The organism is Paraburkholderia jirisanensis (assembly GCF_054782355.1).
The window spans coordinates 85,597-99,018 of record NZ_BAAGSQ010000004.1 but is presented as its reverse complement, the minus strand read 5'-3'; the positions used below and the strand labels follow the sequence as shown (position 1 = coordinate 99,018).

Sequence of the window (13,422 nt, the reverse complement as noted above, 5' to 3'; positions counted from 1 at the left end):
TTGTGAAGCGCGTTCGCGGCGTATCGCCGCAACGCGCTTTTTTTATTGCGTGCGACCTTGTGTGCAGCGCGCGCCGAATTCGATGCGCGTTCAACGACTTGGGTGCACTGTCCTGGTGTTATCAACAGGGCTATGAACAAAAACTGTGGATAACGACACGCCACCCACTCGACCGCTTTGCGGGGCCGTCGGCGGGCGCTGGCGAGCTTGCTCCGCCGCCTTCGTCGCTATCGCCTGACACCACACGCCGCGCGCTGCGCGCTGATGTAATGCGCTCGGAACCGCACGACGCGGCCGTGAACGGCGATTGACGAAAGGAGGCGCCATGTTCGAAATCCGGGTTGCAGATTCGTTTCACCGAGGTTCGGGGTATGAGCCAGCGCATGAATCAGGACGGGCTGCCCGGACGACCGATCCCGGCGCCGGCACCGTTGGCCGTCGCGCAGCAGGACAGGCAAGCGCAAGCACTCACGCGGACGACACCCCAACCGGACGCGCGGATGCGCGGGTCAGCGCGCAACACCACATCGGCATGCACGTCGACAGGCGCGAGCCCGGCCCACAGCCGCCACCGCTGCCGGATCGGTATCTGGGCACACCGCGAGGCGAGCTGCGGCGCCATGCTACCGAGGCGGGAATCTGGCTCGACGCACACAATCAAGCTTATGCGCAGGACGGCGCGCGCCACTACGCGGCCAGATTCGATACCGCCAACGACACATGGCGCGCGATCCAGCTGGCGCATCCGGAAAAGCCAGGCATTCCGATACGAATCGGTTCCGATGGCATGTGGCGCACTCACGCGGACGTGGGCGCGCCCGGCGGGCAACCCGGGCATGATGCGGCAGACAAGGCAAGACTCGAACGGCAGCACGAGCAGCTGACGCGGGCTCATCAGGAAGGCAGCGCGAAAAAGCAGGAACTGCTGCTGCGGATCGCGGACAAGGAGACGAGCAAGCGCCGGGCAGAAGATGAAATCTCGGGCATGACGTCCAGAGGCTTGCCAGACGAGATCTGGGGGCCGGTACTCTCTGGGCCGCGTGCGGAGCGGACGCAAATCGACCAGGACCTGGCGAGGCTGCGTTCGGAACTGGATCAGTTGCAACGCGACCAGGAAACGCGAGGGCAGCAGATAGAGCAGGTGCTGGGCGAATTGCTGCGGCATCGAAGCCAATAAACGAAATGATGTAGTGCGCGACATATGAAGCGACATTCGGAGCGGCATTCGGAGCGGCATTCGCGCGCTGCCGCTCGTTATCGACTACAAATCGGATTTTACCGGATCACTAAAATCAATACCGGTTTCCGGCATCGAAACTGACGAAGCTATTGACCGCAATTCAAAACTGAATTGAATAAAAATTCATGTCGGATCCCGCTTGCCAGGCGAAAATCCACGGCGTTTCGCCGGCCCGGTCGGCGCTTCGCATGAGTCTTCATGCACGGGCTTAACCCATAATAATTTTCAGTCGCTGTGATATTTTTATCGGAAAATTAAAGCAGGATTTACGAAATCTTCTGTGAAAAGAACAGCCGACCAGCGACTGTCGAGTATATGACGATCGCTTCTACACATGAAAGGATTGAGCCGATGCTGAAGTTCTGCTTTGAAAAATCACGCTTTATTATCAGTCCACTCGCGGCCGCGTTATTGTTTGCCGCACCGCCATCATGGAGTGCGCAACCGGGCGATGCCGCTTTTCTGCCGCTGCTCGATATGACGGTGGCGCGTCTACATATCGCGCGGCAAGTCGCGCTGTCAAAGTGGGATTCGCAAAAGCCGGTAGAAGATTTGCCGCGCGAGGCGCAGGTCATCCAGGCGGCCGTCGACGACGCGCGTGCGCGTGGTGTGCCGCCGCTGCTTGCCACTCACTTCTTCGCCGATCAGATCGAAGCGAACAAGCTGGTGCAATACGGCTTGCTTGCGCAATGGCGCCGGGCGGGCCGTGCGCCCGACGACAAGCGGGTCGATCTCACGCGAGACATCCGGCCGGAACTCGACCGTCTGCAACGGGGCTTTATCGACGCGTTGGCCGAGACCGGGACATTGCGCGCACAACCGGATTGCAGCGCGCAACTCGCACGCGCGACGCAGCTGTACGCGGCGCGCCATGCGTTGGGCGCGCTGTACGCAACGGCGATGGACCGTGCGCTGGCACGGGTGTGCGAACAGCCGTAACGGGGCACTGCGCAGCGACCTGCCAACGCATCCGCGCTCACGCGAAGCCTCGGTGAGCGCGTCCCCGGCAAACCACGTTTTCGGTCTGTTCATGCGTCTGGATCTGGCCGGTTTCCCGTGCTGCGCACACAATGGGAAACATCCGCTTTTCATTAGCAACGCCACGCCGTGCGTTAATAACAATAACGTTCACATCCGGCAAAAACGACAAAATCTCTCCCCGAAACAGAAAAGCGATTTAGCTGGAAGTTGTACGAATAAGCAATTGTATGATTCAGATAGCGATTATCCCGGCAAATGCTTCTGCGCTAGACTTCGTCCACGCTGTCAAACTTAACTTCTAACGTGTAAAGGCGACGAGCATGAAAACCGGCGCGACAATACCCGAAAGCAAATACGACGATGGCGAGATCGAACGATATCTCGCGCAGGCGAACCGGATGGTCGATCTCGAACAGGTCACTGCGTTGATGTCGCACGAGATGAAACAGCGCATCGCCGCGACGATTATCTATGCGCAGGCGGCGACACGCTGGCTGTCGGCCAATCCGCCCAATCTCGACGAAGCCAGAAGCGCATTGGACGGCATCGTGCGTACCTCCACCAGTTTCAACGAGTTCGTCGATCGCGCGCGTCAGTCGTTTGCGAGCAGGTCGCCGTTGTCAGACCGGTGAACCGGCAGCCGCCGGGACGGGCGGCGCCGGATTCGGATTCAATGCGCAGCGGTGGTGGGCTTCACGAAGCGCAAGGTCATCCGGTCGGATTCGCCGATCGCGGTGTAACGGGCTTTGTCCTTGTCGCCGTCCGCGTAAGTAGGCGGCAGCGCCCACACGCCCTTCGCGTAGTCCTTCGTGTCGCGCGGGTTGCTGTTGATTTCGCTGCGGCCGGCCAGTTCGAAACCGGCGGCGCGCGCGTGTTCGATCACGTAGTCCTCGGTCACGTAGCCGGAATCGATGGTTTCCTGCAGCGTGGTGGCGGGTTTCGCGCGATGCTCCTCGACACCTAGCACGCCGCCCGGCTTGAGCGCCGCGTAGAACGCGCGCAGGTTGGCATCGAGATAGCCATCCTTGATCCAGTTATGGATGTTGCGGAAGGTCAGCACCATGTCGGCGCTGCCGGGCGTGCCTACGCCGTTCAGTTGCCCCGCATCCAGCGAACCGACCACCACACGCCCGTAGTTGTCCGGGTCTTTCGCCAGTTTCTGCCGGTAACGCGCGAGGTAGGGTGCTTCGCGGTCGGCGTCCTGTGCATCGGGGCTCACGTACGGGGCTTCGTAAAGCTTGCCGTTCGTGCGCAGATAAGGCGCGAGGATTTCTGTGTACCAGCCCCCGCCGGGTGCGATTTCGATCACGGTCTGCCGGTCGGTCAGGCCGAAAAAGCGCAGTGTCTGTTCGGGGTGCCGATACGCGTCGCGCATGCGCTCGGCGTCGCTGCGCTGTGGGCCGGCAATCGCCGCCGCAAGGGAGACCGGGCCCGTCGCATGGGCGGCCGCCGCAGACGCCGCCGCAGGCAGGCCGGATAGCACGGCGCATGCGAGGCTCGCCGCAATGGTTAACCGAAGGTACGGTGAGACAGGCTTTCGTAACGGAGCAGTGGTCATGGCGGGCCGGGGATCAGTGAGCGGATTGCGTTGCTCCGGATCATAGCCTTATCGCCGGTTGCGCACATCGGCGCGGGCTGCGTCGGGTTCGCACGTCAAGGATCAAAATCAGCGGCGCCTGAGAATGGCAAGCGGCATTCGCTGTGTTCAGGCATACCCCGGCAACAATCTAAGCCCCTGCGCTTCGCGCACCAGGTCCACCAGCGATTTGATCCCGAGCTTGCGCATCGCCGCGCTACGATGAATCTTCACCGTCACTTCGCTCAGGTTCAACTGGCCGGCGATCTGCTTGTTGAGTTGCCCCGCTATCACGCACAACAGGATTTCTTTCTCACGGGGCGTCAACGACTCGTAGCGATCGCGGAATTCGCGGCTTCGCTTCAAGTGCTGCAGGCGCTTCGCATCCGCGGTCAATGCGTGGTGAACGGCATCCAGCAGATCCTGCTCGCGAACCGGCTTGGTCAGGAAGTCGCTCGCGCCAGCCTTCATGGCGGTGATTGTCATCGGAACGTCCGCATGGCCGGTCACAATGACGATCGGAATCTGCATGTTCCACGCCTGCGCGCGCCGCTGGAATGCCAGCCCGCTTTCGCCTTTCAGGCGAACGTCGAGCAACAGGCAACTCGGGACTTCAGGCCGGTTGGCCTCCAGAAATGCCTGCGTACTGTCGAACGTCGCCACCCACAAGCCGACCGACTTCAAGAGGCTGCCTAGCGCGAGCCTTATGCCTTCATCATCGTCAACGACATAGACCCAACGTTCTTCTTTGAAATCCATTCCACACGACTCGCAGTCCATCTCTTTGATGGGAAGCTCCGAGCTTATCCGGCTGATTGCCAAAGACAAGCCATGTTTGTGGAACCTTGCCTACAACCCATTGGCGGACGCCCGGCCATAGCGAACCTATATCGCGTTGCGGTTGGCCGGATACGAATGAGCCGGACGAGCATCGATTTGAGCCTCACAGGCATTTCTGTGTCGCCAGCGTTTCTTTATTGTGTAGATGCGGGGCGCGACGCGCTACGCATTCAGCGGCCCATGCGGGTGTGCAGGAATGCAGCGGCGTTGTCCAGCGCGTGTCGTGCAGCCTCCAGCTGCTCGACGCTCTGCTGGAAAACATGCTGCATACCCGTCCATTCCTGCAACTGCACGTTATGGCCAAGTGCATGTGCGCGTTGTGCGTATCGCAATGCGTCGTCATACAGGATTTCTTCTGAACCGACCTGGATCAGAAGTGGAGGGAGGCGTTCCGGGATGGCGAGTAACGGAGATGCCCGTGGGTCGTGTGCCGGCGCAGGTCCAATATATCCACGCGCGGCATCGCGCAGATTGCTGGCGTCGAGAAGGACGTCGCGCGCGGCGCGATCGCGAATACTGTCGCCGCTGAGCGTCAGGTCGGTCCACGGTGAAAACACGACCGCGGCGCAAGCCTGGTCGAATTTCGCCAGGGTTGCCAGCGTCAATCCGCCGCCCGCCGAGTCGCCGACGACGCCGATTTTCGCGAACGTCTCACGCAGTCGCCGCGCTGCCGCAGTGGCGACATCGATTGCCACCGGCAAGGCGGTTTCCGGCGCCAGCGGGTATTCGAGGATGAAGGTGGTGCGCCGTGCACGCGACGCGATCTGACTGACGAAACCGCGATACGCGGGCGCGGTACCCATCACATAAGCGCCGCCGTGCAGATAGAGCAGCGCCTGATCGTCGATCCGCTCGTCGGGCACGCAGACCCAACCGGGCACGGCAGGGTCGGTGGACGGATGCAGCGACACATTGGGCAACGGCGCGGTCGCGGCGAAGAACGCGTCGTATCCGACACGCGGAGCAGCCTTGACGAGCGGCCCGGACCAAAAGCGCGTGAAGCTCTGATGAAGCTCGGGCAGCGCGTCGCGGTCGGCACCGGAGATCGGAATGACTTCGACGGATAGACTATCGGGTTCGGGCATCGTTAGGAGCGCGGACATTGCCGACCATGACGGAAGATGCTCAAAGCTTAGCCTGTTCATCACACGGAACAGCATGCGTTTGCGGGACGCTGCATTCAACAGGTTGGAAGATCGCCGGACCACCGCGACCCAACCTGCCCGACGATTTCTCTCACTGAGGCCGCAGCACAGCGCGGCGTGAACCCTGGATTTGCCATGCTGGATCTCAACGACATGTATTACTTTGTGCAGGTGGTCGACCACAAAGGCATCACCGCTGCAGCCCGGGCGCTTGCCTTGCCGAAATCGACCATCAGCTATCGTGTGAACCAGCTCGAAGCGCAACTCGGCGTACGACTGATCAACCGGACCTCGCGACAGTTCGCCGTGACGGAGATCGGCGCGGAATTCCATGCTCACGCACGATCGATGCTGCAGCAGGCGCTTGCTGCGGAAGCCGCGGTGCGCCAGCGCATGGTTGCGCCAAGCGGACTGCTGCGTATCTCCACGGCGATTGCGACGTCGCAATTTGCGCTGCACGGCCTGCTGCCGAAATTCTGCGCGCGCTATCCGGACGTGCGGATCATGCAGCGCACCTCGGATGCCGAGGTGGATGTCGTCGCAGACGGCTATGACATCGCGATACGCGGCCACACGCTGCCTTTGCAGGATTCGACGTTGATCCAGCGTCCGTTGGCGCAAACGCCATGGATGCTGTTCAGCCATCCCGGATTCTTCGACGGAAAAGAAGTACCGCAGCAGCCTGAGGACCTGGCGGGCTATCCGTCGCTGTTCGTGGCGCGCGACGGCGTTCCCTGCGAATGGATACTTCGACGCGGTGACACGGTTCATTCGATGCGCGTGGAGCCCATCATCATGTCCGATTGCATGTTGACGCTAAGAGAGGCGGCCGCAGGCGGGCTTGGCATCGCCGCATTGCCGGCCTACATCTGCAAGGCGGAAGTGCAAAAAGGCCGTCTGATGCGAGTGCTCCCTGAATGGACGTGCGGCGACGCGAGGCTGACCGCGCTGGTGCCGTATGGTCAGAACCAGTTGCCTTCGGTGCGCGCGCTGCTCGACTTTCTGGTCGAGGAAATGCCTGGCGTTGTCGCGATGGAATGACCGCGCATCGACGTGCACGGTGGTCCAACGGCATGGACGCTTTGTCCAGGCGTTTTTGCCGATCTGCGCATCCGTTCCGCATTAGCATGCACGCTCCAGCTCACGTAAATGGAGAGGCAAATGACGAACACGCAGCGCACGAAGATGACCCGGAACAACACGGCCGTGCTTCTGATCGACCATCAGGTGGGGTTGTTCTCGGGAGTGCGCGATATCGATCTGGCTGAGCTCAAGCACAACGTGGTCGGGCTGGCGAGAGCTGCGCAGGTGTTGGGGCTGCCGATCGTCGCGGTGACCACGGCGCGCGACAGCATGTGGGGGGAAACCATCCCCGAGCTGAAGGCGGTGCTCGGCAACACGGAGATTCTCGACCGCTCGACGGTCAACGCGTGGGACGAACCCCGTTTCGTCGAGAAGGTCAAGGCGACCGGGCGTGACCATCTGGTGATCGCGGGCCTCTCTTTCGAAGTTTGCGCATCGCTGCCGGCCATTTCGTGCCGCGCAGAAGGCTTCCAGCCGATCGTCGCGATCGATGCGTGCGGCACCTTCAGCCACCACAAGCGCGAAGCCGGCATCGCTCGCCTCGGCACGTTGGGCATCGAGGTGACGGACTACGCCACCAGCATGGTCGAAATCATGGGCGATAACGCCGACCCGAAAGCCGGCGACGTGTACGCCGCGCTCGATATGCCGTTCGCTACGCTGGTTGCGCAAATGGCGGCGGGGCACCGCAAATAAGGTGGCAGGCGCGGCCGCGTTGCGTTGCATTGAGTGGCCGCAGTCGCAGGCGTCAGGCTGGCGAGACCAGCTTGAGTCCAATCACGCCGCCGAGAATCAGTGCAATGCACAGTATTCTCAGCGGCGCGACCGAGTCGCCCAGCAGCGCCATACCGAGAATCGCGGTGCCCGCCGCACCGATACCGGTCCACACGGCGTAGCCGGTCCCCACCGGCAAGCTGCGCAGCGCCAGCGATAGCAGGGCCACACTCGACAAGCCGGTGGCGATCGTCAGCAATGCGGGTGCCAGTCGCGTGAAACCGTCTGAAGCCTTCATCGCAAAAGCAAAGGCGATTTCCAGAATACCGGCGAGTCCAAGTAGTGCCCATGACATCAGTGACAACTCCGTGGCGAGATGGAAGGATCAGGCGTTGGCCGCGGTGGGCGGCGTACGGAACGCGATGCCCAGCCGGTTGAACGCATTCATCAAGCCGATTGCGTAGGTGAGGTCGGCGAGTTCCTTCTCGTTGAATTCGGCGGCAGCGGCCTGATAGTCGGCGTCGGGAACATGCGTATCGGCCACGCGCGTGACGGTTTCCGCCCAGCCGAACGCGACTCGCTCACGCGTGTCGAACCAGCCGCCTGCTTCACGCCAGACCGGCAGCAGCGTGAGCTTTTCCGACGAGACGCCGCGTTTCAACAGATCGCGCGTGTGCATATCGATGCAGAATGCGCAGCCGTTGATTTGCGACACGCGCAGGTAGACGAGGTCGACCAGTTCCGGTGAAAGCCCGCACTTCTGAAGCGTGGCGTGTACCGCTGCCAGCGCCTTGTAACCTTCGGGTGATGCCTTGCTGTAGTTGATGCGATCGCTCACGATGAATCCCTATGCTGGTTGGTTGAGAGACTCCATCGTGTTGCATGCTGGCCGGTTCAGAAAGAGCCAAGAACAGGCATCCATTGCAGGCCATGTTTCGCGATGCGTGAAACGGGTGGGGCGCTCAGATCAGCTTCAGCATGCGTTTGGCGAATTTCTCCGCGCTGTGCTGGCTGTCGATGTTGGTGAAGCCAACCAGCAAGGCCGGCGGGCTCGCGTTGCCGGTGGTCCAATCCGATAACGCTTCGGCATACAGGCCGTCTTCGCGCATCCGTGCCACCAGGCGGCGGTCCGAGCGCCGGCCTTGCAGGCGCAGGATCAGGTGCATGCCGCCCGGCTGGAGGTCGATGCGCAGGTGCTTTCCGAGCACGCTTTCGAGTCCGGCGATGGTTGCGGCGCGCCGCTCGGCATAGAGCGCGCGCATCCGCTGGATATGACGTGCAAAGTGGCCTTCGGTGATAAACGACGTCACCATCGCCTGCGTCAACTCGGGGCTCCCTCCGGCAAGGACCTCGATCACCTGTCCGAATCGCTCGATCTGCGTTTGCGGCACTACGAGGTACGCAAGCCGCAGGCTCGGCAGCAGCACCTTGCTGAAGGTGCCCGCATAAATCACCCGACCGTCGCGATCGAGGCTCTTCAAGGCAGGTAAAGGACGGCTGACGTAGCGGTATTCGCCGTCGTAGTCATCCTCGACGATCCATGCGTTGTTGCGCGTGGCCCAGTCGAGCAGTTCGAGGCGCCGTGGCAACGACAGCGACACGCAAAGCGGGCTCTGATGTCCGGGCGTGACCACCGCGGCGCGCGCCCGCGGCGCCAGTTTGACGCCTTCGGATACCCGCATGCCTTCGTGGTCGACGGGGACCGGAACGGCGGTGAGGTTCAGGCTCTCGAGCAATTCCCGGGTCGGCGGATAGCCGGGATTTTCGCGCCAGACGCGATCTCCGTCTTTCAGCAATGCGTGTGCGATCAACGCGATCGAGTGACGGTATCCGGACGTCACGAACACCTGCGAAGGAGAGCAGGCGATCCCGCGCGACACCTGCAGATAGGTTGCGATCTCCGTGCGCAACGCCTGCAGACCATATACCGGCGGATGAACCATATTGGCTGCCTGCATCGCCCGCACGCTGCGCGCGCCAAGACGTGCCCAGATCTTTCGGGGGAAGGCATCGAGAGCGGGCAAGCCCATCTGGAACGGCAAGATCGAATCGGGTCGAAAACTGGGCACCGGCGGCGCCTCGCCCGAACGCTGCGGCATGCCGATGACCGGCGCGCGCGGCTTGAGATCCGGCGTCACGATCGTCCCTGCCTGGCCGCGCGCGACGATGTAGCCCTCGGCGGCCAGCAGTGAATAGGCTGCATCGACGGTACCGCGTGCCAGTCCCAGTTCGCTCGTCAACGCGCGTGCCGACGGGATCCGGTCGCCGGGCTTCAGCATGCCGTTGACGATGGCCGTGCGAATCCGGTCGTAGACCTGACGATAGAGCGGCCCGGTTGCGGCGGGATCGAGCGGCGAGATGCTGCCTGTTTGCGCTTTGGCCATGGGCGTGTGTGACTCGAGGTTGCGGGTTGGCAGACACGCCATGATGACCCGGACCGGCGCGATGTCGCAATCCGGCGCGGTGCTCCATTCATGGCCTGGCATCAAACAACGTTCATGGCTCTTTTTGTTAGGCCATCGCACTCATAGAGTAGTGGCTCGAACTGTCCTTAGAGAAAATCAGGAGCCGGAGATCATGGAAATCCTGCATGTTAGCTGCAGCCCTCGCGGGCACGCGTCCGAGAGTCACAGGCTGTCTCTGCGGATCATCGAACGTCTGCTGGAGCGCGAGCCGGACGCGCTGCTGGTCAGGCGGGTGATCGGCGGCGCAACGCTTGCACACATCGATGCGAATTATGCCGAAGCGCAACAATCGGCCGATGCGGAAGTCACGCAACTGGGATCGATCGCCCGGTCCGATGAACTGATTGCCGAACTGGAACGTTCCGACGTGATCGTTATCGGCACGCCGATGCATAACCTGAGCATACCGTCTGCGCTAAAGGCGTGGATCGACCATGTGGTGCGCGCGCGGCGCACCTTCAGTCTGACGAAGCATGGCAAGGTCGGGATGCTGCGCGACCGTCCGGTCTTTATCGCGGTGTCGTCGGGCGGGCGCTTTTCGGGCGAGCACGCACACCAGCCGGATTTTCTGACGCCCTATCTGAAAACGATTCTCGGCATGATCGGTCTTCGCGATCTCACGTTCGTCTCCGTTGAGGGAACCGGTGCAGGAGCGGATGCGATCGCCGACGCGAGAGCGCGGGCCGAGGGCGCGCTACGCGAACACTTTTCGTCGTTTCGCGTCGCCCAGCAGTCGACCGACACGGTATGACGGTTCTTGCCCGCGGCCGGTTACGGTTTGGTCGCCGGCGTGCCGCTCACGCGGTGCCCGGCGTCGCGCGCGAGCCTCGTATATCCGTAGGTCGACGCGAGCATCAGAACGCCGGTGCACAGAAACGCAAAGCGGAAATCGTGGAGCGTGAAGCCTTGTGCGCCCGCAGCGTCGTGGTGGTTGATCGCCGATGCCGCGCGCAAGGCCAGCGCGCCAAATGCAATGCCGAGCCCAATGCCCAGTTGGTACGCGACGTTCCACAGCGTATTGGCCGCACTCGTCTGCTCGGGCGGGACGTCGGCATAGGCGAGGATGGCCAGCAGGGAAAATTGCATCGAGCGCGTGACCCCATAGACCAGCACGACGAACAGAATCCACACCAGCGAAGATTCGGGCGTCAGCAGTCCGCACGCGATGATGAAAACGCCGCCTGCCAGGCAATCGACTATCGCGACGCGCCTGAAGCCGTAGCGCCGCAAGGTGGGCGTGATCAGCGTCTTCATGCCGAGATTGCCGGCGGCGCTGACGATCAGCAACAGCCCCGATTTGAACGCCGACAAGCCGAAGCCGATCTGGAACATCAGCGGCAGCAGATACGGCACCGCGCCGACGGCGATACGCGTCAGCGTGCCGGTGACGACCGTCACCGAAAACGTCGGAATCGCGAGCGTGCTCACGTCGATCAGCGGATGCCGCCGGTGACGCGCGTGATAAAACGCAATGCATCCGACCAGCAGGCCTGCCACGATGATGCCGACACCCATCAGCGGGTTCGTGCCGGGCTGGCTGGCCTCATCCGCGCCATACACGATCGACGTCAACGCGAGGCCGCTCAGCGCGAGGCCGACGATATCGAACGGGCGTCGTTCGGCACTGCGCAGATTGGGTACCCATTTCAGCACGGCGACCAGCGCGGCGACGCACACCGGCAGATTGAGCAGAAAGATCCAGCGCCACGATGCGTACGTGGTAATGAAGCCGCCGAGCGGCGGCCCGATCAGCGGCGCAACCACGCCGGGCCAGGTGATCGTGTTGATGGCCTTCATCAGGTGCTGCTTGTCGGTGGTGCGCACGACGATCAGGCGTCCGACCGGCACCATCAACGCGCCGCCGAGACCCTGCAGCACCCGTGCGGCGGTAAACTCCGCCACGTTGTGCGACATCGCGCACAGCAGCGAAGCAACGGTAAACGTGACGATCGCGGCGAAATACACGCTGCGCGATCCGAACCGATCGGCAACCCAGCCGCTCGCCGGAATGAAAATCGCCAGTGCGATCATGTAAGCGCTCATGCCGAGGCTGAGCGAATTGAGGCTCGCGCCGAACGAGTGCGCCATCTGCGGCAGCGCAGTCGCGATCACCGTGGTGTCGAGATACTCCATGAAAAAGGTGGCGGCCACCACGTAAGGCAGCGGCCCGATTGCACGGGACTGTGAGGAAGAATTGTTCATGACCTTTCGGGTGAGTTCCGGCTCTGGTTCCAGTGCCGGTGCCGGTTCGTCGAAACGCGAGCGCCGGCCGATTGACGGCCGATGGACCAAGGTGTGCTGTGTGCCACATATCTGCTTCGCTATAGTACGAACTGGCCCGACAAAAGGCGATTGCTGTTTTTCGAATCTGTCGTTGATCTTTTATCAACGGTGGCGCGAGACGTTGCACAAGGAGACACCATGACCGGACTCAGCGTCCATACCCTGACGAGACGCATCGACCTGTTCACGTTGAGGCTGTTTCTGACCGTGGTAGAGGAACAGCAGATCCGCCGTGCTGCGCTGCGGGAGAACATCACGCCGTCTGCGGCGACCCGACGGATTCAGGATCTCGAGGAAGTGGCCGGCACGCAGTTATTCGACCGCTTCCCGAACGGCATGGTAACGAGCGCTGCGGGCGAAGTCCTCGCGCGGCACCTGCGTCTGCTGTTCGCGAATCTCGACGTGATGCGCCGCGAGCTGACCGAGTTTACCGAGGGTGTGCGCGGCCGTATCGGTCTTTGCGCGACCAGCACGATCATCGTCCATTTTCTTGCGCGGGAGATTGCCGGGTTCGCGCGAGACTTCCCGTTAGTCGAAATCGAGTTGCAGGAAGATGCGAACGTCAACGTGGTGAATGCCGTGGTATCGGGGAGCGCCGATGTTGCGGTGTTCTACGACACCGACGACGTCGACAGCGAAAAACTCGACATCGTTCAATACCGCGCCGACCGTCTGGTGGTGGTCGTGCCGCACGGACACCCGCTGGGCGAGCGGGCAAGCGCGACGACCCGGGATTTGCTGGAACAGAGCGTGGTCGGATTTTCGCCGGCCACGTCGATCATGACGCAGTTACGCAACGCCGCCGCGGCGCTCGGCCGCGAGCTGCAGATGAAATACGGCGTGAACACGATGGAAGCGGCGCGTGCGCTCGTCAAGGCGAATCTCGGCGTGACGATCCAGCCGGAAAGCATGCTGGCCAAAGAGGATTTCGACAAGGTGAGCATCGTGCCGCTGGATGAGCCGTGGGCGCTGCGGCAGGTTTGCATCGGCACGAAACGCGGTGAAAACCTGACAGCGGCGACCAAGGCGCTGATCGCCCAGCTGATCGATCGCGCGGTGGATCATTAGCGTGCTAATGCCGCAGGCCTGTGTCGC

14 protein-coding genes are annotated in these 13,422 nt (G+C 62.1%); 7 read left to right on the top strand and 7 right to left on the bottom strand.

What is annotated here, in order from left to right; all coding sequences use genetic code 11:
* Positions 1–532: 532 nt before the first annotated feature.
* From ACYVNQ_RS02975 to ACYVNQ_RS02965, 3 genes are all read left to right on the top strand, one after another.
* On the top strand, positions 533–1,177 hold the full coding sequence (locus ACYVNQ_RS02975) for a hypothetical protein (protein WP_460900774.1): 645 nt from the start codon (positions 533–535) through the stop codon (positions 1,175–1,177).
* Positions 1,178–1,591: 414 nt separating this feature from the next.
* Positions 1,592–2,179: a chorismate mutase gene (locus tag ACYVNQ_RS02970; RefSeq protein ID WP_460900773.1), complete on the top strand. Its 588-nt coding sequence runs from the start codon at positions 1,592–1,594 to the stop codon at positions 2,177–2,179.
* A gap of 362 nt (positions 2,180–2,541) precedes the next feature.
* On the top strand, positions 2,542–2,853 hold the full coding sequence (locus ACYVNQ_RS02965) for a hypothetical protein (protein WP_460900772.1): 312 nt from the start codon (positions 2,542–2,544) through the stop codon (positions 2,851–2,853).
* Positions 2,854–2,891: 38 nt separating this feature from the next.
* On the opposite strand, the gene ACYVNQ_RS02960 is transcribed toward ACYVNQ_RS02965, so the two are convergent.
* From ACYVNQ_RS02960 to ACYVNQ_RS02950, 3 genes are all read right to left on the bottom strand, one after another.
* A complete protein-coding gene (locus ACYVNQ_RS02960; protein WP_460900771.1) occupies positions 2,892–3,779 on the bottom strand; it encodes a class I SAM-dependent methyltransferase in 888 nt (295 codons plus the stop codon).
* A gap of 147 nt (positions 3,780–3,926) precedes the next feature.
* Entirely contained in the window at positions 3,927–4,556 is a 630-nt protein-coding gene (locus tag ACYVNQ_RS02955) for a response regulator transcription factor (RefSeq protein WP_460900770.1), read from the bottom strand.
* 251 nt (positions 4,557–4,807) lie between these two features.
* Positions 4,808–5,965 carry an alpha/beta hydrolase gene (locus ACYVNQ_RS02950; RefSeq protein ID WP_460900769.1) on the bottom strand — a complete coding sequence of 386 codons (1,158 nt, stop codon included), beginning with the start codon at positions 5,963–5,965 and terminating at the stop codon, positions 4,808–4,810.
* Here ACYVNQ_RS02950 and ACYVNQ_RS02945 point away from each other — a divergent pair.
* Complete coding sequence (locus tag ACYVNQ_RS02945) at positions 5,918–6,823, top strand: LysR substrate-binding domain-containing protein (RefSeq protein WP_460900768.1); 906 nt, start codon at positions 5,918–5,920, stop codon at positions 6,821–6,823. The two genes, ACYVNQ_RS02950 and ACYVNQ_RS02945, sit on opposite strands and share 48 nt — an antisense overlap.
* Before the next feature lie 120 nt (positions 6,824–6,943).
* Complete coding sequence (locus tag ACYVNQ_RS02940; RefSeq protein ID WP_460900767.1) at positions 6,944–7,561, top strand: isochorismatase family protein; 618 nt, start codon at positions 6,944–6,946, stop codon at positions 7,559–7,561.
* A gap of 52 nt (positions 7,562–7,613) precedes the next feature.
* Here the strand turns inward: ACYVNQ_RS02940 and ACYVNQ_RS02935 are convergent, their stop codons facing one another.
* The 3 genes from ACYVNQ_RS02935 to pdxR all read right to left on the bottom strand — a co-directional run bounded on the left by ACYVNQ_RS02935 (position 7,614) and on the right by pdxR (position 9,963).
* Positions 7,614–7,934, bottom strand: a complete 321-nt coding sequence (locus ACYVNQ_RS02935; protein ID WP_460900766.1) for a DMT family transporter — start codon at positions 7,932–7,934, stop codon at positions 7,614–7,616.
* Positions 7,935–7,964: 30 nt separating this feature from the next.
* Positions 7,965–8,417 (bottom strand): carboxymuconolactone decarboxylase family protein, encoded by a 453-nt coding sequence (locus ACYVNQ_RS02930; protein ID WP_460900765.1) that lies wholly within the window; start codon positions 8,415–8,417, stop codon positions 7,965–7,967.
* A 124-nt stretch (positions 8,418–8,541) separates the two neighbouring features.
* The gene (pdxR, locus tag ACYVNQ_RS02925; protein ID WP_460900764.1) at positions 8,542–9,963 is read right to left on the bottom strand and encodes a MocR-like pyridoxine biosynthesis transcription factor PdxR; all 1,422 of its coding nucleotides are present in this window, start codon (positions 9,961–9,963) and stop codon (positions 8,542–8,544) included.
* On the opposite strand from pdxR, the gene ACYVNQ_RS02920 reads away from it, so the two are divergent.
* Entirely contained in the window at positions 9,938–10,795 is an 858-nt protein-coding gene (locus ACYVNQ_RS02920; protein WP_460900763.1) for an FMN-dependent NADH-azoreductase, read from the top strand. The genes pdxR and ACYVNQ_RS02920 overlap by 26 nt on opposite strands.
* Before the next feature lie 20 nt (positions 10,796–10,815).
* On the opposite strand, the gene ACYVNQ_RS02915 is transcribed toward ACYVNQ_RS02920, so the two are convergent.
* Entirely contained in the window at positions 10,816–12,246 is a 1,431-nt protein-coding gene (locus ACYVNQ_RS02915; protein ID WP_460900762.1) for a DHA2 family efflux MFS transporter permease subunit, read from the bottom strand.
* Between the two features lie 219 nt (positions 12,247–12,465).
* On the opposite strand from ACYVNQ_RS02915, the gene ACYVNQ_RS02910 reads away from it, so the two are divergent.
* The gene (locus tag ACYVNQ_RS02910; RefSeq protein WP_460900761.1) at positions 12,466–13,395 is read left to right on the top strand and encodes a LysR family transcriptional regulator; all 930 of its coding nucleotides are present in this window, start codon (positions 12,466–12,468) and stop codon (positions 13,393–13,395) included.
* Positions 13,396–13,422: the final 27 nt, after the last annotated feature.